This is a genomic window from Youhaiella tibetensis (assembly GCF_008000755.1).
Classification (GTDB): domain Bacteria; phylum Pseudomonadota; class Alphaproteobacteria; order Rhizobiales; family Devosiaceae; genus Paradevosia; species Paradevosia tibetensis.
Window position 1 is genome coordinate 1301269 of record NZ_CP041690.1, and the last position, 19513, is coordinate 1320781.

At 64.9% G+C, this 19513-nt stretch carries 23 protein-coding genes; 14 read left to right on the plus strand and 9 right to left on the minus strand.

Annotated elements, in window-relative coordinates; translation table 11 throughout:
• Positions 1-40 precede the first annotated feature (40 nt).
• Entirely contained in the window at positions 41-1054 is a 1014-nt protein-coding gene (locus tag FNA67_RS06335; RefSeq protein WP_147655438.1) for an asparaginase, read from the plus strand.
• On the opposite strand, the gene FNA67_RS06340 is transcribed toward FNA67_RS06335, so the two are convergent.
• The gene (locus FNA67_RS06340) at positions 1055-2395 is read right to left on the minus strand and encodes a TIGR03808 family TAT-translocated repetitive protein (RefSeq protein WP_147655439.1); all 1341 of its coding nucleotides are present in this window, start codon (positions 2393-2395) and stop codon (positions 1055-1057) included.
• Positions 2396-2460: 65 nt separating this feature from the next.
• On the minus strand, positions 2461-3312 hold the full coding sequence (locus tag FNA67_RS06345) for a class I SAM-dependent methyltransferase (protein WP_210246445.1): 852 nt from the start codon (positions 3310-3312) through the stop codon (positions 2461-2463).
• Positions 3313-3458: 146 nt separating this feature from the next.
• On the opposite strand from FNA67_RS06345, the gene FNA67_RS06350 reads away from it, so the two are divergent.
• The 3 genes from FNA67_RS06350 (at position 3459) to clpS (ending at position 5896) form a co-directional block, all read left to right on the plus strand.
• On the plus strand, positions 3459-4949 hold the full coding sequence (locus FNA67_RS06350; RefSeq protein WP_147655440.1) for a helicase HerA-like domain-containing protein: 1491 nt from the start codon (positions 3459-3461) through the stop codon (positions 4947-4949).
• The gene (locus FNA67_RS06355; protein WP_147655441.1) at positions 4946-5521 is read left to right on the plus strand and encodes an LOG family protein; all 576 of its coding nucleotides are present in this window, start codon (positions 4946-4948) and stop codon (positions 5519-5521) included. The genes FNA67_RS06350 and FNA67_RS06355 overlap by 4 nt, the downstream gene beginning before the upstream one ends.
• A gap of 69 nt (positions 5522-5590) precedes the next feature.
• Positions 5591-5896, plus strand: a complete 306-nt coding sequence (clpS, locus tag FNA67_RS06360) for an ATP-dependent Clp protease adapter ClpS (RefSeq protein ID WP_049704407.1) — start codon at positions 5591-5593, stop codon at positions 5894-5896.
• A gap of 2 nt (positions 5897-5898) precedes the next feature.
• Here clpS and FNA67_RS06365 read toward each other — a convergent pair whose 3' ends face one another.
• The 5 genes from FNA67_RS06365 to msrB form a co-directional block, all read right to left on the minus strand.
• Positions 5899-6351: a GNAT family N-acetyltransferase gene (locus FNA67_RS06365; RefSeq protein ID WP_049704408.1), complete on the minus strand. Its 453-nt coding sequence runs from the start codon at positions 6349-6351 to the stop codon at positions 5899-5901.
• A gap of 1 nt (position 6352) precedes the next feature.
• Positions 6353-6880 carry a response regulator gene (locus tag FNA67_RS06370; RefSeq protein ID WP_049704409.1) on the minus strand — a complete coding sequence of 176 codons (528 nt, stop codon included), beginning with the start codon at positions 6878-6880 and terminating at the stop codon, positions 6353-6355.
• A 304-nt stretch (positions 6881-7184) separates the two neighbouring features.
• Complete coding sequence (locus FNA67_RS06375; RefSeq protein WP_049704410.1) at positions 7185-7787, minus strand: superoxide dismutase; 603 nt, start codon at positions 7785-7787, stop codon at positions 7185-7187.
• A gap of 90 nt (positions 7788-7877) precedes the next feature.
• Positions 7878-9968 (minus strand): S9 family peptidase, encoded by a 2091-nt coding sequence (locus FNA67_RS06380; protein ID WP_147655442.1) that lies wholly within the window; start codon positions 9966-9968, stop codon positions 7878-7880.
• A 72-nt stretch (positions 9969-10040) separates the two neighbouring features.
• The gene (gene msrB / locus FNA67_RS06385) at positions 10041-10445 is read right to left on the minus strand and encodes a peptide-methionine (R)-S-oxide reductase MsrB (protein ID WP_082202424.1); all 405 of its coding nucleotides are present in this window, start codon (positions 10443-10445) and stop codon (positions 10041-10043) included.
• 192 nt (positions 10446-10637) lie between these two features.
• Between msrB and FNA67_RS06390 the strand changes: the two genes are divergently transcribed.
• The 10 genes from FNA67_RS06390 (at position 10638) to FNA67_RS06435 (ending at position 18475) form a co-directional block, all read left to right on the plus strand.
• Positions 10638-13007, plus strand: a complete 2370-nt coding sequence (locus FNA67_RS06390) for a putative monovalent cation/H+ antiporter subunit A (protein ID WP_244616493.1) — start codon at positions 10638-10640, stop codon at positions 13005-13007.
• Positions 13004-13423: an MnhB domain-containing protein gene (locus FNA67_RS06395; RefSeq protein ID WP_049704413.1), complete on the plus strand. Its 420-nt coding sequence runs from the start codon at positions 13004-13006 to the stop codon at positions 13421-13423. Before FNA67_RS06390 ends, FNA67_RS06395 begins: the two co-directional genes overlap by 4 nt.
• Positions 13423-13800, plus strand: coding sequence for a Na+/H+ antiporter subunit C (locus FNA67_RS06400; protein ID WP_049707871.1), 378 nt, complete (start codon positions 13423-13425; stop codon positions 13798-13800). The genes FNA67_RS06395 and FNA67_RS06400 overlap by 1 nt, the downstream gene beginning before the upstream one ends.
• A gap of 1 nt (position 13801) precedes the next feature.
• A complete protein-coding gene (locus tag FNA67_RS06405) occupies positions 13802-15376 on the plus strand; it encodes a proton-conducting transporter transmembrane domain-containing protein (protein WP_147655443.1) in 1575 nt (524 codons plus the stop codon).
• A complete protein-coding gene (locus FNA67_RS06410; protein WP_049704415.1) occupies positions 15373-15852 on the plus strand; it encodes a Na+/H+ antiporter subunit E in 480 nt (159 codons plus the stop codon). The genes FNA67_RS06405 and FNA67_RS06410 overlap by 4 nt, the downstream gene beginning before the upstream one ends.
• Positions 15849-16169, plus strand: coding sequence for a cation:proton antiporter (locus FNA67_RS06415; RefSeq protein ID WP_049704416.1), 321 nt, complete (start codon positions 15849-15851; stop codon positions 16167-16169). The genes FNA67_RS06410 and FNA67_RS06415 overlap by 4 nt, the downstream gene beginning before the upstream one ends.
• Entirely contained in the window at positions 16166-16513 is a 348-nt protein-coding gene (gene mnhG, locus FNA67_RS06420) for a monovalent cation/H(+) antiporter subunit G (protein WP_049704417.1), read from the plus strand. Before FNA67_RS06415 ends, mnhG begins: the two co-directional genes overlap by 4 nt.
• 132 nt (positions 16514-16645) lie before the next feature.
• Positions 16646-17074 (plus strand): Ros/MucR family transcriptional regulator, encoded by a 429-nt coding sequence (locus FNA67_RS06425; protein ID WP_049704418.1) that lies wholly within the window; start codon positions 16646-16648, stop codon positions 17072-17074.
• A 218-nt stretch (positions 17075-17292) separates the two neighbouring features.
• Entirely contained in the window at positions 17293-17718 is a 426-nt protein-coding gene (locus FNA67_RS22240; RefSeq protein ID WP_244616495.1) for a helix-turn-helix domain-containing protein, read from the plus strand.
• Positions 17708-18475: a DUF6456 domain-containing protein gene (locus tag FNA67_RS06435; RefSeq protein WP_147655445.1), complete on the plus strand. Its 768-nt coding sequence runs from the start codon at positions 17708-17710 to the stop codon at positions 18473-18475. The genes FNA67_RS22240 and FNA67_RS06435 overlap by 11 nt, the downstream gene beginning before the upstream one ends.
• Here the strand turns inward: FNA67_RS06435 and FNA67_RS06440 are convergent.
• Entirely contained in the window at positions 18472-18885 is a 414-nt protein-coding gene (locus FNA67_RS06440; protein WP_049704419.1) for a SufE family protein, read from the minus strand. The genes FNA67_RS06435 and FNA67_RS06440 overlap by 4 nt on opposite strands.
• A 158-nt stretch (positions 18886-19043) precedes the next feature.
• The gene (locus FNA67_RS06445; RefSeq protein ID WP_147655446.1) at positions 19044-19352 is read right to left on the minus strand and encodes a hypothetical protein; all 309 of its coding nucleotides are present in this window, start codon (positions 19350-19352) and stop codon (positions 19044-19046) included.
• Positions 19353-19513 lie beyond the last annotated feature (161 nt).

The following is a 19513-nucleotide window of genomic DNA, read 5'->3' on the forward strand; positions in this document are numbered from 1 at the left end:
GTGCTATTTCTTCGCGAATAGCACATGCCGGAGTTCTTTCATGACCGAAGCCAATCCCATTCTTGCCCAGATGGTTCGCGGTAACTGGGTTGAGAATCGCTATCGCGGCGCTTTCGCGGTGGTCGACGCGGATGGCAAGGTCATCTTCTCGGCCGGCGACATCGCGCGCCCGATCTTCCCGCGTTCCGCCGTCAAATCCATGCAGGCCCTGGCGATGGTCACGGCCGGCTCGATCGATCGCTTCGCCCTCTCGGACGAGGACCTGGCGCTCGCCTGCGCCTCCCACCGCGGCGAGGACGTGCATGTCGAAGGAGTCGTCCACTTCCTCGAAGAACTGGGGCTGAGCAAGGACGACCTCGAATGCGGCGCCCATGCGCCCGGCGATCCGGAGGCCCGCAAGGGCCTGCGCCTGCGCCACGAAGCGCCATCAGCGCTCCACAACAACTGCTCGGGCAAGCATTCGGGCATGCTATCGGTGGCACTCGCCATGGGCGCGCCGACACGCGGTTATATCGACCGCGATCATCCCGTACAGGTGCGCGTCCGATCCGCCATAGAGGCGGTCATCGGCGAGCCGCTGACCGAAGGGCGGTGCGGCACCGACGGGTGCTCCATCCCGACATGGGCGGCGCCCCTTGAAGCCTATGCGCGCGGCTTCGCGCGAATGGCGACCGGCAAAGGCCTATCCCCTGACCTGGCGGCCGGCGCCCAGCGCATCTTCGACGCCGCCACGCGCCACCCGCACCTGGTTGCAGGTAAGGACCAGCTCGATACCGTCGTCATGGAAGCGTTCGGCGGTCGCGTGATGCAGAAGGGCGGCGCCGAGGGTGTCCAGTGCGGCGCCATCCGCGACAAGGGCTGGGGCTATGCCATCAAGTGCGACGACGGCAACATGGACGCTTCGCGCGCCATGGTCGCGGCGCTGCTGCTGGCGATCGCCGACCCCGACGCGGCGCAGGCCGAAGTGCTGCACCGCTTCCGCGCGCATCCGGTCCTCAACGTTCGTGGCCTCCATGTCGGGGTCATCGAAGCGCTGGAAGGCGTCTGGGGCTGATCAGCCGGTGACGTTCCCGCTCACGGTGACATTGGGGAAGCGGCTGGCCTCCTCGGCCAGCTTCTCGCTCCTGAACTCCTGCCAGGCCATGCCCGCAATAGCGGCGCGCCTCGAGCCGGAGATCGTATTATTGGTGATCTGAGCGCTGCCTGCGTCTTCCACGACGCTCGCGGCGATGCCCACCTCGGCGTTACGCACGATGTTGCCGTTGACGAGGACGTTGCGCAGGAACGGCCCCCAGCCGGCGAGAATCCCCGGACCGGGAACATTGTCGATGACGTTGCCGGTGATGGCCACGTCGGCCTCCGCGAAAATGCCGGCAGGCGTCGTATCGGGATTGGTCGCCGAGTTCGGAGTGATGTTGCGCACGATATTGCCCGTGCAGGTCGCCAGGTGCCCCTCGCTGTCGAGATTGGCGATCGAGATGCCAACGGCTGCCGCATCGATGATGTTGTTGGCGATGACCGAGCCAGAAAAGGCGAACTCGGAGAAGATCGCCGTCTCGCTGCTGTTGATACAGGTATTGCCGGTGACCTGGGTGTTGTTGGTCGAGTTGAGGCGCACCGCCGAGAAGGCGCAGTCGGCGATGTGATTGTTGGCGACGATCACTTCGTCGGCGCGGAAGACATTGATGCCGTTGCCGTTCTGCCCGTTGCCGCCCGCATCGAACGCGACGTTCGAGATGCGGTTGTTGGTGACGATCGTTCCATCGCGCCCGCTGGCGCTGCGCCAGACCAGAATGCCGTTATTGCGGCAATCGCGGATGCGGTTCGAGGAGATGACGAGCCCGACATTGTCCAGCGCGAAGAGGGCAGTCGAGACGCTTTCGAAGGTGCAGTTTTCGACCAGGCCCTCGCTCGCGAAGATCGCCAGGCCATTGCCCGCCGCGTTGACGAACCGAGCATTGCTCAGGGTTACGCCGCGGCTGTTCTGGATATCGAGAAGACCGGTCCGCGCCTCGCCACCGTCGCCGTTGCCGCCGTCGAATGCCAGCCCATCGAGCGTGACGTTGGTGCGGCCGGTGACCGAAAGGATCGTCTGGCCCTCGGAAAGCGTCAGCACGGTCTCGCCGGGCATGCCGATGACCTGCATGCCGTCCGGCACGTTGAGGTTGGCCGCACGATAGACGCCGGGGGGCAGGAAGAGCGGCAGGTTCTGCGCGGAGGCCGCTTCGAGCGCTGTCTGCAATGCCTGGCTCTGGTCTTCGCTCAGATCAGGCACGACGCCGAGCGTAGCGCCATCCAGCATGGTTTGCGCCCATGCCGGGCGCGCAAGGGTGGCGAGCCCGAGGCACGTGCTGCCTGCGAGCAGCCGGCGGCGGGTAAGCGTGATCTTTTCCATGCCTCACCATGGCTTAGCCACGAGAGGCGGCACAGCGAAAGCTGCCGGATTGGTGAACGGGTGCCTCACTTGCGCGCCCGGATGGTGAGAGCCAGCGGTACGCGAACGTGCCCCGGCGGCAAGCGCCACAGGTGGTCGCTTCCCTGCGTCATCCCATCGCCGATTCCCCACTGCAGGGCCTCATGCTCGCCGATGTGTTCGATCGTGAGCCCGGCCCCGATCAGGGCGTTGAGGATCGAAGAGAGCGAGTGGCTCCATTCGTAGGTCTGCCGGTTCGCGAGCGGGCGCTTTGAGAGGTTGTAGTTGGCAACGACTTCGACAGGCAACGGCCGGTCCGCCGCGGTCTCGTAGTCGAATGCCAGTTTGAGGTTGCCGTCCGCGTCCGGCGCGAGCATCCAGGCGGTGGGGTGGCAATCGACATAGTGGAAGACGCCGCCGGGCTTGAGCAGGCCGGCGACGGCGCGCGCCCAGCGCTCGAGGTCATCCATCCAGACCAGCGTTCCCCAACTTGTGAAGACGCGATCGTACCGCGTGCCCAGGATCTGCGGCGCGTCGTAGACAGCGCCCTGCTCGAAGCGAGCGTCGATGCCGGTCCGGCGCGCGAGTTCACGAGCGTGGGCAATGGCGCGACCGGAAAAGTCGAGCCCCGCGATCACGCCCGCGCCTTGCCGCCGCAGGGACAGCGTGTCGGTGCCGATGTGGCACTGGAGGTGCGCGACCGAACGACCGTCGAGATCGCCCAGTTCTTCGCGCTCTATGGGAAGCAGCAGGTTCGCGCCGGCCAGCAGCTCGGCGATGCGGTAAAAGCCGGTTTCGTCGGCGAAATGCAGGTCGGCGCGTTCATCCCAGTTGGCGCGGTTGGCGGCAAGGTGCGAGGCAAGCGGCATGTCGGGTTCCAGGACTGAAAGCACGGTCATGGAACACGCGCACCGGCACTGAATATCCGGGTGACTACTTACCCCGGCCGCACCGCATAATGTCGGCCATCGGGGAGGTTCGGCTTGTGGGCGCGGATGGCGGGCAGCTATAAGACTCGCCAAATCATCTATTTGCCGAGGCCGCCATGCTCGTTGACGATAAAGTCTATCTCGGAACCAGTACCCGGCCGGAGTACCTTGCCCTCAAGTACGGCAACCGGCACGGACTGGTGACGGGTGCGACGGGCACGGGCAAGACGGTGACGCTCCAGATCATGGCCGAGGGCTTTTCGCGCCTCGGCGTCCCGGTCTTCGCCGCGGACGTCAAGGGCGACCTCTCGGGCATCGCCATGGCCGGTACCGAGCAGGACTTCCTGCTCAAGCGCGCCAAGGAAATCGGGTTCGACGACTACAAATTCGAGGCCTCGCCCACGATCTTCTGGGACCTGTTCGGGCGGCAGGGCCACCCGATCCGCGCCACCATCTCGGAGATGGGGCCGCTGCTGCTGGCGCGCATCCTCGGCCTCAACGACACCCAGGAAGGCGTGCTCAACATCGTCTTCAAGCTCGCCGACGACGAAGGCCTGCTCCTGCTCGACCTCAAGGACCTGCGCGCGCTCCTGGTCGAAGTGCAGCAGCGGTCGACCGAGATCGCCACCAAGTACGGCAACGTCGCCACCGCCAGCGTGGGCGCGGTGCAGCGGGCGCTGCTGGTGCTCGAGCAGCAGGGCGGCGACAACTTCTTCGGCGAGCGCTCGCTGGCCATCCAGGACCTGATGCGCACGACCCCCGATGGCCGCGGCTATGTGTCGGTGCTGGCGGCGGACGAACTGATGCGCTCGCCCAAGCTCTATGCGACCTTCCTGCTCTGGATGCTCTCCGAGCTCTTCGAGGAGCTGCCCGAGGTCGGCGATCCGGACAAGCCCAAGCTCGTCTTCTTCTTCGATGAAGCGCACCTGCTGTTCGACGATGCGCCCAAGGCGCTGCTCGACAAGATCGAGCAGGTGGTACGCCTGGTCCGCTCCAAGGGCGTCGGCGTCTATTTCGTAACACAGAACCCGGTGGACGTGCCCGATACGGTTCTCTCCCAGCTCGGCAATCGCGTCCAGCACGCGCTGCGCGCCTATACGCCTCGCGACCAGAAGGCGGTGAAGGTCGCCGCCGACACCTTCCGCCCCAACCCCGCGTTCTCGACCGCCGAGGTCATCACCCAGCTCGGGACCGGCGAGGCGCTGGTCTCGGTGATCGAGGAAAAGGGCGCCCCCTCGATGGTCGGTCGCACGCTCATCCGTCCGCCCAGCGGCCGGCTAGGGCCGGTGCTCCCCGAGGAACGCCGCACCATCATGGCGAACAGCCCCGTTGCAGGGCTCTACGACACGGCAGTCGACCGACAGTCCGCCTTCGAGGTGCTGGCCGCCAAGACCAAGCAGAAGCAGGAAGACGAGGCGCGCCAGCGCGAACTGGACGAGCAGCTCAAGCAGGCCCGCACGGCCGAGGCGCAAAAGCCCAAGGCGCGGACCAGCACCCGCCAGACCCCGCAGGAGGCCGCCATGAACTCGTTTGCGCGGGCGGCAGCCACCGCGCTCGGCGCGGCGCTGGTGCGCGGCATCCTCGGCTCGCTCAAGCGCGGCCGGTGACCATGCAGTTGCCCGGTACCACCCATTCGGCCAAGCCGACCCTGGCCGTGTTCGCGTCCCAGCAGGGGCCGGGAGATGCCGAGCGCTCTTCCATCATGTCCCAGGCGGGAACGTATTTCGCCCGCAAGGGTGCGCGGATCGTCTGCCTGATCGATGCACTGACCATTCCCGTGCCCCTGATCACCAGCGCCCGCGCCGCGGGCGGCGAGGTGGTCATCATCGCCGACGAGCGCGCACCGCTCCTGCCGGCGCTCCAGGGCGTGGCGGTGGAGCGGATCGCCGAGGTCGGCGAGCGGCTCACCCGGGTTTCGACCCTGGCCGATGGCTTCATCGGGCTGCCCGGCTCGCTCGCCTCCGCGTCCAGCCTCTATTCGGCCTGGGTCAAGGGCGGCGGAGGTCAGGGCGGCAAGCCGGTGGTGCTCTACAACCGCAATCACGCCTTCGAGGTGTTGCGCGGCTACGTCGCAGACGTGGTCTCCCACAGCCGGCGCGGGCACGAACAGGTCGTCCAGTTCGCCGATTCCATCGAGGATAGCTGGAACCGCATCGCCCGGATGCTCAACCTCCACTAGCGAATTAACTTTCTATGGCGGTCCCGACAGGCGCATAATGGTTCATTGCCTGCCGTCGGGAGCAGTCCGATGAGCGATGCCGGGACCACACCCCGCCTCAAGCCGGAGGTGAAGACGCAACGTCCTCGCCTCCACAAGGTCATTCTCGTCAACGACGACTACACGCCGCGCGAATTCGTGGTGCTCGTTCTCAAGGGCGAATTCCGCATGAGCGAGGACGAAGCGCACCGGGTGATGATCACGGCGCATACGCGCGGCGTGTGCGTGGTTGCCGTCTATGTCCAGGAGATCGCCGAAACCAAGGCCACAAGGGCGACCGAGGCGGCCCGAAGCAAGGGATACCCGCTGCTCTTCACCACCGAGCCCGAAGAGTAGCGTCAGCCGCCGAGCTGCTTGCGCATGTAGACGGTGGTGCCTCCCATGAAGGGTTCGGTCTTCTCGATCTGGAAGCCGGCGGACTGGTAGAGCCGCACATTGGCCTCGAAGGCGCCGTTGGTGAGGAGCCGCAGCTCGAAAAGTCCCGCGGCCTCGGCCTGCCGCTCGGCGTGGACGAGCAGGCGGCGCCCCAATCCCTTGCCCTGGTGGAGTGGGCTGACGGCGATGTTTTCGATGAAGAGGTAGTCGGGGTGCGCGATGGTTTCGATGAGGGCTATGATTTCGCCGTCGCCCACCATCAGGTCGATTTCGTGGTCGCGGATGGCGGCGTCGTAGTCGGCCAGCATCGGCATGGGCTCGCGTCCGATGACGGGGACCCACCTGGCGTAGGCCTCGCGAACCAGCTGCCGCACGCTTTGTGCGTCTTCGGCGCGGGCGCGCCGCATCTCGATCATGTCAGTGAATGCCGGGGCGTTCGTCTCGGCCGAAAAGCGCCACGACGTTGTCGGTACTGCGCCCATAGGCGGCCACGCGCGGCATGGCGATGCGCTCGCGGCGTTCGGGCCCACGATAGGTGCGGCCGCCGACGAGCCGCTCGGCCCGCCGCAGGCGCGAGAGCACGCGCTCGAGCAGGTAACGTGGTGACATAGGCTTGACGATGACCTCGTCGATCCCGGTCGAGACCGCGGCGCGCTTGGTGGTTTCGGTGACCGTGCGCGTGAGCGCGATGATCGAAAAGTCGCGCCGGAAAAGCCGCGTATCGTGGCGCAGGGCATCCGCGACTTCGTTGGCCGGCGCATCGGCGCAATCGAAATCGGTCACGAGCACGTCCACCGGCGCCAGACGCATGTAGGTCGTGAGCGCCGCCTGGCTCTCGAACAGGCGAACGCGCAGCGTCGGGCAGCCGGCCAGGACCATCGTCAGGATCGACGACAGTGCCGGATTGGCTGCCAGTACCGCTACGACTTTGATGGATTCGCCCAAGACAAGCCTTTTCGTTAACAAAGTGTTACCACGATTGCGGTCCGGCCGAGAAGCATCTCCGATGGGAGGAGGGCGATTATGCGCAACTATGCTTACGGCGGATCCGTCGGGGTGGTCGCACGAGGTGTTAACGGCGCCATCACCGGGGCGCCCCGGCTGAACGAAGGGCTGCGGTCTTGGTTTGGATCTTTAGGGCGTGTGTCGGCCCGGCCGTTGGTGGAGATGGCGCGTTCCGGACAGGCAAAAGCAAAGCCCGCCCACCTTGCGGCGGACGGGCCATGCGAAACGGCAAATGCCGAAGGAATTACTTGCTGGCGGCTTCGTAGAGCTCGGCCACGTAATCCCAGTTGACCAGGTTGTCGACGAACGCTTCGAGGTACTTCGGACGCAGGTTGCGGTAGTCGATGTAGTAGGAGTGCTCCCACACGTCCACGCCCAGCAGCGGGGTGCCGCCATGGACCAGCGGGTTCTCGCCGTTCGGGGTCTTGGTGATCTCGAGCTTGCCGTCCTTGAGCGACAGCCAGGCCCAGCCCGAACCGAACTGGCCGACACCGGCCGCCACGAAATCGGTGCGGAACTTGTCGTAGCCGCCCAGGTCGGAATCGATGGCCTTCTGCAGCGCGCCCGGCAGGTTCTTGCCGCCGCCATTCGGCTTCATCCACTTCCAGAAGTGGATGTGGTTGTAGTGCTGGCCGGCATTGTTGAAGAGGCCGGCGTTCTTGCCGTAGCTCTCCTTGACGACGTCTTCGAGGCTCTTGCCCTCTAGGCCCGAACCTTCGAGCAGCTTGTTGCCGTTGGTCACGTAAGCCTGGTGGTGCTTGTCGTGGTGGTACTCGAGCGTTTCCTTGCTCATGTACGGGCCAAGCGCATCGTATGCATAGGGCAGGGCGGGCAGTTCAAAAGCCATTTTCGGCCTCCTTGATTTTGGAAAATGACGCGCCGTGAGACGGCAGATGCATTTGACAATATACGTATTGTTTTATTCGGGCAATCGCCCTCATGAGGACGTCTCGTCCAAATTTACGCATTTGAGAGCAAAGGCATAGCTCAAAGCCGTTTCCTTGAGTCGATCGAAACGCCCCGACGCGCCTGCATGCCCCGCCCCCATATTGGTCTTGAGGTACAACGGATTGGTGTCGGTTTTCGTTGCCCGCAGCTTTGCCACCCATTTGGCCGGTTCCCAATAGGTGACGCGAGGGTCGGTGAGGCCGGCCAGCGCAAAGATCGGCGGATAGGGCTTCGCCTCGACCTGCTCATAGGGCGCATAGGACTGGATACGCTTGAAATCCGCGTCGGACTCGATGGGGTTGCCCCATTCGGGCCACTCGGGCGGAGTGAGCGGCAGCGTATCGTCGAGCATGGTGTTGAGCACGTCCACGAACGGCACCTGGGCCAGCACGCCCGCCCAGAGGTCGGGACGCATGTTGGCGACGGCACCCATCAGCATGCCGCCGGCTGAGCCGCCCATGGCGACAATCCGGTTCGGCGCCGAATAGCCATCGGCCACCAGCTTTTCGGCCGATGCGATGAAATCGGTGAAGGTGTTGACCTTGTGCTCGCGCCGGCCGAGCCGGTACCAGCGATAGCCCTTGTCCATGCCGCCCCGGATATGGGCCGTGGCATAGACGAAGCCGCGATCGACCAGCGAAAGCGCCGAGACCGAGAACGAGGCCGGCATCGACATGCCATAGGCGCCATAGCCATAGAGCATGGTCGGGGCGGTGCCGTCGATCGGGGTTTCCTTGCGGTAGAGCAGGGTGATCGGAACGCGCTCGCCATCGCTGGCCTCGGCGAAGACGCGCCGGGTCACGTAGTCGTCCGGGTTGTGGCCGGAGGGAACTTCCTGCTCCTTGAGCAGGGTGCGCTCGCCGGTTTCGAGATCGTAGTCATAGGTGCGCGAGGGCGTGGTCGGCGACGCGTAGGTCAGCCGGAACGTCGAGGTGTCGAACTCGTAGCCCACCGACATGCCGAGCGAATAGGCCTCTTCCTCGAAGCGGATCGTCTCTTCCTTGCCGGTCCGCAGGTCGCGCACCACGATGCGCGGCAGCCCCTCGAAGCGCTCGAGGCGCAGCAGGTGGTTCCTGAGCACGATGATATCGAGGATGAGCACGCCTTCGCGGTGCGGCACGAGGTCCGTCCAGTACTCGGAGCCGGGCGTGGCAACGGGCGCGGTGACGATCTTGAAGTCCTCGGCGCCATCGGCATTGGTGAGGATGAACAGCTCACCCTCGCGCTCGTCGACATCGTATTCGCGCTCGAGCTGGCGCTTTGAAACGACGAACGGCTCGCCGCCCTTGAGCGCATCGATCAGCCAGACTTCGGAGGTCTGGTGGTCATGAGCATCGATGACGATGAACTTGTCCGAAAGCGTCTTGTCGACGCTGACGAAGAAACCCGGATCGGCTTCCTCGTAGATGATGGCGTCGTCGGCCTGGGGCGTGCCCAGGTCATGCCGGCGCACGCGGAACGGGCGGTGGTTGTCGTCGATTTCGGTGTAGTAGAGGCTCTTGCTGTCGGCCGACCACACGCCATCGCCGGCGGTCCGCTCGATGCGGTCGGCGATCTCCTGGCCGGTCGCGAGGTCGCGGATGTGGATGGTGTAGTATTCCGAGCCCTGCCGGTCGGCGGCCCAGGTCATGAGCTTATGGCTCGGGTCGTGGCTGGCGCCCGCGAAGCCGAAATAGCCGTCACCCGCTTCCACGTTGCAGTCGAGCAGAACCTGCTCCTCGCCCCCCTCGCGCGGCGTGCGCACGATCAGCGGGTACTGCTTGCCCTCGAGCATGCGTGAGTTATACGCCCAGGGGCCGTCCGGGGTCGGGATGCCGGAATCGTCTTCCTTGATGCGGCCGCGGATCTCCCAGAAAATCTTGTCCTGCAGCGCTGCGGTAGGCTTGCCGAGCTCTTCCTCGTAATAGGCGTTCTCGGCCTCGATATAGGCGCGAATGTCGGCCGGGAGCGTTTCGGGAGCGTGCATGACCTCCTGCCAGTTCTCAGCGCGCAGCCAGTGATAGGGGTCCTGGCGGGTGATGCCGTGATGGGTTGCGGCATGCTGGCGGCGCTCGGCGACCGGCGGGGTAATCTTGCTCATGTGGGACGTCCGAAATGGAAAGGCGTGGGCCCTTAGATAAGGACCCACGCCCGCTTGTGGAAGCCCCAGCGTTCAGGACTTGGGCTCGAAGTCGAGCGCGGTGCCGTTCATGCAATAGCGCAGGCCGGTCGGCTGCGGACCATCGGGGAAGACGTGCCCGAGATGGGCGCCGCAATTGGCGCAATGCGCTTCCACGCGCACCATGCCGTGCGAACGATCGATGGTCTCGCCCACCGCCGTGTCGCTGATCGGTTGCCAGAAGCTGGGCCAGCCTGAGCCCGATTCATACTTGGTGACGCTCTCGAAAAGCGGTGCTCCGCAGGCCACGCAATGGTAGATGCCATCGCGCTTCTCCATGTTGAGCGGGTGAGAGAACGCGCGCTCGGTGCCGTGCTCTCGGGTCACGCGAAACTGCTCCGGCGTCAACTCGTTGCGCCATTCCTCTTCGCTTTTGAGGACTTTGGGCTCGTCGGTCATGGGAACCTCCTTGTCGCGGCACATGTAGGCATTTCGATTTCGCCCCGCCACTTCAAAACTCTGTGGTTTTCGTGAGCATGCGACATCATGCAATCCGTTTCGGCTTGTCCTGCCGGGCCCACTGGGTAAGGTACGCGCCCAAGACCTGCCGTCGTTCAAAGCGGCGCCACCCGAAATATACAAGAGTGAGACGTGGCCCCTTCGCTTGATCAGACCATAACGCTCATCGCCATCGCGCCTTTTCTCGCGGCCATCCTCGCCCCATTCATCTTTCGCTTCGCCGGTTCCTATTCGGGCTGGATCCTGGCGATCGTGCCCGCGGCGATCTTTCTCTATGTGCTCAACTTCATCGAGCCGGTCGCGGCCAATGGCGCGGTGAGAGCAGGACTGGACTGGATTCCCTCCTACGACCTGCGGTTTTCCTTCCTGCTCGATGGGCTCAGCCTCACCTTCGCGCTGACCATTGCCGGGGTTGGCACGCTCATCCTCATCTATTCGGGCGGCTACCTCAAAGGCCACCCGCACCAGGGGCGCTTTCTTGCCTATATGCTCGCCTTCATGGGGGCGATGCTGGGGCTGGTGACGGCCGACAACCTGGTCTCGCTGGTCCTGTTCTGGGAGCTGACCAGCGTCACCTCGTTCCTGCTGATCGGCTTCGACCATATGCGCCAGGCGGCGCGCCGCGCCGCCATACAGGCGCTGGTCGTCACCGGGGCAGGTGGCCTTGCGCTGCTGCTCGGAGCGGTGATCCTCCATCAGGTCGCCGGGAATTGGGAACTCAGCGCCATCCTGGGGCAGGGCGAGGTGGTGCGCGCCAGCTCGGCCTACCTGCCGATCTTCCTGCTGCTGGTGCTGGCCGCCTTCACCAAGTCGGCCCAGGTGCCGTTCCATTTCTGGCTGCCCAACGCCATGGAAGCGCCGACCCCGGTCTCCGCTTTCCTGCATTCGGCAACGATGGTGCAGGCCGGCGTCTACCTGCTGTTGCGCACGTCGCCGATCCTCGGAGGCACCGCGATCTGGGAAGGGGTGCTCGTCGTCTTCGGCGCCGCCACCCTCATCTGGGGTTCGCTCGGGGCGCTGCGCCAGACCGACCTCAAGCAGATGCTGGCCCAGACCACCATCGCCTCGCTCGGCCTTCTCGTCCTTCTCATCGGGCTGGGGTCCGAACTGGCGATCAATGCCGCCATCGTCTATTTCGTGGCCCACGCGCTCTACAAGGCCGCCCTGTTCCTCGTGGTCGGCGTCATCGATCACGAGACGGGTACGCGCGACATCACGCTGCTGCGCGGCCTACGGGGCAAGATGCCGCTCACCTTCGCGGCGGCGGTGCTGGCGGGCCTCTCCATGGTCGGCCTGCCCCTGACGGTGGGCTACCTCGCCAAGGAGGAAATGTACGCCGCCCTCGCCGGTGGCGATTTCACCCAGATCGTTGTGCTGATCGTCCTCATCGCCGGCAACGGCCTGCTGGCCGGCGTCGGCCTGGCGGTCGCCATTAAACCCTTCTTCGGCACGCATGTCCCGACTCCGACCGCTCCTCACGAGGGTGGCCCGAGCCTGCTGGCCGGCCCGGTCGTTCTCTCGGTGCTCGGCATCGCCGCCGGCATCAAGGCCGCCACGGTCGGCATGTTCCTGATGGCCCCGGCCGCGACGGCCGTGCTCGGACACTATGTCGAGAGCCACCTCAAGCTGGTCGTGGACCCGACGAGCCTGTTGCTGTGGCTTTCGGTGGCGACCTGGGCGGTGGGTGTTGCGACCTTCCTCTATCTCGACGCCATCCGCTCGCTGCTGCGCCGCGGGTACAATGCGGTGGGCTGGACCTTCGACAAGGGCTTCGACAGCGCCATGTTCGGGCTCATCCGCTTCGCGGCAACCACCACGCGGTTCTTCCACCACGGACGGCTCGAGCTCTATATCGTGGTGCTGTTCGTGATGATGGTGCTGGCAGTGGCCCTGCCGCTGGTGCTGCTCGGCGGCCTCCCGGCCATGCCCGCCTTCCCGGCGCTGACCTTCTACGAGTGGGGCATCTTCATCGTGGCGATCACCGGGCTCATCACGCTGCTCCTGGCGCCTTCGCGGCTGGTGGCCATCGTGTCGCTGGGCGTCCAGGGCCTGGCGGTCGCCATGCTCTTCCTCTTGTTCGGCGCGCCCGACCTCGCCTTCACCCAGTTCATGGTCGAAATCCTTTCGGTCGTGATCCTGGCCCTGGTGATGACCCGGCTCAAGCTCGACCTGCGTGACCGGCGCGAGTTCGAGGACTTCGTGCGCGACGGCACCATCTCGGTCGCGGCCGGTGCCGCGGTGATGGTGCTGCTGCTGGTCGTCGTCTCCGGACCGCTCGACACGCGGCTGTCGGACTTCTTTACCCAGACCAGCGTGGCGATCGCCCACGGGCACAACATCGTCAACGTGATCCTGGTGGACTACCGCGGCCTGGATACGCTCGGCGAGATCTCGGTGGTGATGACCGCCGGCATCGCCGTGCTCGCCCTGCTGCGTCGCCGCAAGCGCGGCGAGGGGGCACGCCAGGCGACTGCAAAAACCAAGGAAAGGGTGCAGGCATGAACAGCGTGATCTTCCGCACCATCGCTCCGGCCATCGTCCTGGTCATGCTGGTCTTTTCGATCTTCGTGCTGCTTCGCGGGCATAACGAGCCTGGAGGCGGCTTCATCGGCGGGCTGATCGCCGCCTCGGCCATCACCATCTTCGGCATGGCCTCGGGCGCCAAGCATGTGCGCTGGGCCATCAAATACGACCCGATGTCCTTCGCCGGACTCGGCGTGCTACTGGCAGGCGGCGCCGGTTTCGCCTCGCTCTTCTACAACGTGCCGTTCCTGACGGGGCTGTGGACCTATTTCCAGATCGGGGAATCCGAGGTTGCCGTCTCGACGCCGATGATCTTCGATATCGGGGTCTACCTCGTGGTGTTCGGCACGATCTCGGCGGTGGCGCTGGCGCTCGCCGATGGAGGCGACGCATGATCGAGACCGCCTTTGCCGCCCTTGTCGGGGTATTCTTCGCCGCTTCGATCTACCTGCTGCTCTCGCGCTCGGTCATCCGCATGCTGCTTGGCCTGACGCTCTTCGGCAATGCGGTGAACCTCCTCATCTTCACGGCGGGCCGGCTGACGCGCGAAGTGCCGCCGATCGTGCCCGACGGGCTCAAGGTGCCGACCGAGCAGATCGCCAACCCCTTGCCGCAGGCGCTGATCCTCACCGCCATCGTCATCGGCTTTGCCATGTTCACGTTCCTGCTGGTGCTGGCCTACCGCGCCTACCAGACGCTGAACGCCGACAACACCGACACCATGCGGCTCACCGAGCCCAAGGGCGGGCCGAACCCGCCGCTGAGTTACTGAGATGATCCAGACCCTTACGCCAGCAGCCGATTGGGTTGTGATCCTGCCGGTGGTGCTTTGCCTGGTGGGCGGCGCGCTGTTGCTGATGCTGCGCAACAGCGGCGGCTACCTGGCGAGCTTCGCCATCCTCGTGGTCATCGCCGTTCTCGTCTGCGACGCCCAACTGTTCGCGCGCGTGCTCGCCGAGGGTCCGGTCAGCATGACCATGGGCAAGTGGCTGCCGCCCTTCGGCATCAGCTTCACGGCCGACCTGATGAGCGCCGGCTTCGCCCTGGCGGCGGCGGTGGTGACGCTGGTGGTGCTGTTCTACGTGCAGATGGACCCCGAGGGGCGCGATGGTTCGACCGGCCTCTATTCGCTGATCCTGCTGCTCCTGGGCGGCGTCAGTGGCGCCTTCCTCACCGGGGACCTCTTCAACCTCTATGTCTGGTTCGAGGTGATGCTGATCGCGTCCTTCGGGCTGATGGTCATCGCCGGACGCGAGATCCAGCTCGATGCGACTATCAAGTACGGCTTCCTCAACTTCCTCGCCACGAGCTTCTTCCTGGCCGCCCTGGGGCTCCTCTATGGCCTGGTGGGAACGCTCAACATGGCCGACATCATCATCTCGGCGCCCAAGGCCAACCCGGCCGGCATGGCAAGCGTCGCCGCGCTCTTCCTGCTCGCCTTTGGCACAAAGGCGGCGGCGTTTCCGGTCAACGCCTGGCTCCCTGCCTCCTACCACGCCCCGCCGGCCGCCATCTCGGCGCTGTTCGCGGGCCTGCTGACCAAGGTCGGCACCTATGCGCTGCTGCGCACGATGGTGGCGCTGCTGCCGGCCAGCCGCGAGATCCTCGATCCGGTGATCGCGGCGGTCGCGATCCTGACCCTGCTCATCGCGCCCCTGGGAGCCATCGCCGAAACCAACCTGCGCCGCGCGCTCGGCTTCATCGTCATCGGCGGCATCGGCGTGGTGGTCTCGGGCATCGCGCTGCCGACGCTGCAGGGCATCGCCGGCTCGACCGTCTATATCTTCCACGCCATCCTCACCATGAGCGCGCTCTACCTTGTGGCGGGGCTGATCGAGCGGACCACGGGAGAAACCGATACGCGCCGCATGGGCGGGCTCTACGCCGCCAACGCGCCGCTCTCGATCCTCTTCCTCGTACTGGTCTTCGCTGCCGCCGGCACGCCGCCGTTCCTGGGGTTCTGGCCCAAGCTGCTGCTGCTGGGCGCGGGTACCGAGCAATCGGGCATGACTACTGGCGGGCAGATCGACTGGTGGGCCGTCGCCATCCTCGCCGCGCTCCTCCTCAACGCCTTCCTCACCCTCATCGCCGGCACCCGTATCTGGGCGCACGTCTTCTGGCGGCAGGGCCATGAGGGCGAGCGCTCCGAAGAACCCAATGCGAACCTGCGCGCCCCCGGTAGGATCGAAACCTGGCTCGGGCTCGTGCCCGCCGGGCTGCTGGTGGCCGCTATCGTCGCCATGGGCCTCTGGCCGGACCTGCTGGTCCATTCGGGCACCGAAGCGGCCCGAGGCCTCCTCGATCCGCAAAGCTACATCGCCGCCGTAGGACTGGAGCCGACGCCATGACCGAAATCCTCATCGGACTTGTCCTCTCGCTCATCTGGATGGCCATAACCGGCTCGTTCACACTGCCCAACCTCGTGATGGGCCTGCTGGTGGGCCTGCTGGCCATGCTGCTGCTGCGCGACCGCATCGGCGGGGCGCTACTCACCGAGCGGGTGATGAAAATCCTCGGCCTCGCCGGGCTCTTCGTGGTGGAACTGTTCATCAGCGCCTTCAACGTGGCGGTGCTGGTGATGACGCCCAACATCAAGGCGCACCTGCGCCCCGGCTTCGTGGCCTTTCCGCTGACCGCGAAATCGGACCAGGAGATCACCCTGCTGGCCAATCTCATCACCCTTACGCCCGGCACGCTGAGCGTGGATGTCTCGGAGGACCGCAAGACCCTCTACATCCATGCCCTCCAGCTCAAGAACCGCGACGCACTGGTGCGCTCGATCGCCTCGGGCTTCGAGAAGCAGGTTATCGAGGTGTTCAAATGAGCGGCGCCGAGTTCCTCAACAACGCCACGCTCGTGGCCCTGGGCCTGCTGACGCTGGCCCTGTTCACGACTGTCATCCGCATCGCCCGCGGCCCGACTTTGCCTGACAGGGTGCTCGGACTGGACCTGCTCACGACTATAGCCACCGGCTATATTGGTGTAATTGCGGTACGTACCGGCTTCATGCTGTACGTCGACATCGCAATTGCCCTCAGTCTCGTTGCGTTTCTGGCAACCGTGGCTTTCGCCCGGTATATCCTGGTGCGCGGAGCGAAAGCGCGCGAGGGTTCCGAAAAGACAGAGGGGTCCGGGCAATGATTGTAGAAATCACCCAGTATGTTTCCGGTTTACTTCTAGTCGCGGGCGCGGCTTTTGGTTTGCTTGCCTCGCTCGGAGTCCTGCGCCTGCCTGACCTTTACTCACGTATGCATGCGGCATCAAAGGCGGGGATAGTTGGCGCCGGCCTTATTTTTGTCGGTATTGCAGTTGTCTCATTGGACGGCGCCGTGATTTTGCGCTCGCTGATCGGGATATTGTTCCTTGTCTTGACCACACCGGTTTCAGCCCACCTTCTTGCGCGGGCTGCCTACTTGGTAGGCTATCAGCCGTGTGATCTGACTGTTCTCAATGAGATGGAAGACAATACCCATACTCAGCCATAATCAACTGCGCGCAATTCTGTTCATAAATTAACTTGCAACGCGCATTGAATCATGCAGAAACATGTTTCGGATTTTGACCGGGCTTCGAAATCTCCTCCGCGAAGCCCATGGGAATACACAGAAGGTTCAGATATGAGCGAAATCGATGGTGCTGCGACTTTGGCTGACAACGATCTCATCGAACTGAGTGCTGGGATCGTCTCGGCCTATGTTAGCCACAACGCGCTCAGCCCGACCGACCTGGCCAAGTTGATTGTCGATGTGCATGGAACGCTCAAGGGCCTGCAGTCGACCGAAGCTCCTGAGCCGGTTGAAGAATTGAAGCCGGCCGTGCCGGTCCGCAAGTCCGTGGCGCCCGACTACATCATCTGCCTGGAAGACGGCAAGAAATTCAAGTCGCTCAAGCGCCACCTGCGCACCCACTACAATCTCTCGCCCGAAGAGTACCGCGAGAAGTGGGGCCTGCCGGCCGACTACCCGATGGTCGCCCCGAACTACTCGGCGACCCGCTCGCGCCTCGCCAAGGACAATGGCCTCGGCCGCAAGGCCGACGACAAGTAAGCCACAGGCGCAGTTCAGATCTTGAAACGGCCGTCCTTTCGGGGGCGGCCGTTTTGCTTTTCGCCGCCCGCCTATCCGCCCGGCGGCCAAAGCGGGAACGCCAGCTTTCGCCGGGCGCTCGCCGCTTCCCCCAAACGCCTCTGAGGAACTTATCCCCGCCCTCGAGTCTTGCCGCAATCATATAGGAATAATATCCTATGTTGCTTCGGAGGACTTGGATGCATATGCGAGGGGCGGATTGGAGCCAGAACGCCAGCGTTTCCAGGCAAGGGTTCGGCGAATCCATGCAGGCGAGCTTTGTCGGTGACCTCGCCGTCGCAGGAATACTTTCCTTGGTGGCGCGCGAACGCCGCGTGCCGGTCGGGTTGCTGCTGCATAAGTCGCGCTGCGCTGCCGACGTCGCCGAGGCCCGGCAATTGGCCATGTACCTCATGCATGTCGTCCTGCAGCGGCCCATGACCGAGATCGGGGCCTTCTTCGGCCGCGACCGCACCACGGTGTCCCATGCCTGCCATTGCGTGGAGGACAAGCGCGACGACGCGGCGTTCGACAGCGAAGTCATCCGGCTCGAGGCAGCGATAGACGAGATCACCGGCAGCCTCCCCAAATGGCTCGCGCGCGCCGGAGTGGCCCATGCAGCCTGACCGCAACACCATGCGTTTCGTGCGCGCGCTCATCGGCGGCGCCACGGGCAGGCGCGTCGGAGAGGCTTATGGTCTCCAGGCAGGCGAGGCCAGATTGCGTGCTCCCGAGCGGGTCGTAGCGCGGCTCGCGGCGGACGGCGTGCTCGAAGCGGACGGGCATACCTGCCGCGCCGGTTCGGGAGCCAGGACCTGGCTGCGCCGCAACAGCCTCGAGGCCGAACACTTCGCCGGCCAGCATCGCGAACTGGTGAAGACGGAGGAGGGGCTCAATCGCAATCTCGCCGAGAGCCCGCTGGCTCGTCTCGCGCGGCCCGCCAGGGGTGAAAGCCAGGCCTTTCTCGACAGGGCCCAGCTTGAGGCAGGCGAGCGGGTCCGGCGCCTTGCCGAACGGGCTCGGCTGCAACCGCGTCTCACCATGAGCTATTCGGCCACCCACACCGTCAACGCCAAGTCGGGGGCGGGTGCGGGAGAGATCAGCGACCTGGCGGCCGATGCCCGTCGCCAGCTTCAGGACATCGTGCGGTCGCTGCCGCCGGACTGTGCCAGCGTCGTCCTGGATGTCTGCGGCTTTTCCAAGGGCCTGCAGCTTGTCGAGGCCGAGCGCGGCTGGCCGCGACGCAGCGCCAAGCTGGTGCTGCGCATCGGACTCGACCAGGTGGCCCGCCACCTGGGATTGAGCGCCGCCGCCCAGGGGCCACAGCGCGTGCGCCAGCGCGGCTGGATGGGCGAGGACGCCCGGCCGAGTGTCTTCGGCTAGACGCGGGAGGTTGCTTCCGAGCGGATGCGATTGACCATGGCCACCAGGCCATTGGACCGCTGCGTGGTGAGGTGCTCGCGCAGGCCCAGTTCATCGAAAAGCGCGATGGCATCGGTCTGGGCGATCTCGCGAGCCGGGCGGCCCGAATAGATGGCGACCAAGATGGCGACCAGGCCACGGACGATCATCGCGTCGGACTCGCCGCGATAGGTGAGGTTCTCACCGTCCTCGGAGGAAACCAGCCAGACCTGGGAAACGCAGCCATGAACCCTGTTGGCCTCGCTGCGCTCCTCGGGAGCCAGTGGCGGAAGGGCCTGCCCCAGTTCAATGATGTAGCGATACCGGTCTTCCCAATCGTCAAGGAACGAGAGGTTTTCGGCGATATCGAGGAAGGCTTGCGGCTGGGTCATGCCCACTACTTAGTGCAAGCGCCGGGTCAATCCAACACCGGGCCGGTGTTTTGAAGCGCCGTCCCAAAACAAAAAGAGCTGCAAACACGGGGCAGCGTGCTTGCAGCTCAAACCGGACCCATGGCCGCCCTGCGGGGGCTTGGCGGCAACGTCCGGCACTAACCCAGCCAGGCCGGCCGCGGCCGCGGGACCGGGGCCGTCGCTTCGGTCGTGGAAATCTGCATGGGTGTGACCGGAGCGGGAGCGGGCAGGGCAGCACTCGTGACAGCGGCAGAGAGGAGGGCTTTGCCGCCGACGCATTGCAGGGTGTTGCATTCGGTCTTGTCGATCTGCTGGACGATTGCCGACTGGCCCGCCGCCAGGGCCTGGCTCGTCACGGCGCCCGCCGCGGCGGGGAGGTCTACCCCGGGCCGGATCACCATGAAGGCCACTGTCAGCCAGAACGCCGATTTCAGAATGAACCTCAAGATCGCTGCTCCACCAGAGCGGTACTCGGCCGCCTCTTGCACCTGCAACATTATGACCGGCGCTTTAATGGCGGATGGGACCAATCGATAAAATTTGAATCAATTGCCGCCGATCGTGCGCAAGGACTTGTTTACGCTACCGCCGGAAACCGACCGCAGAA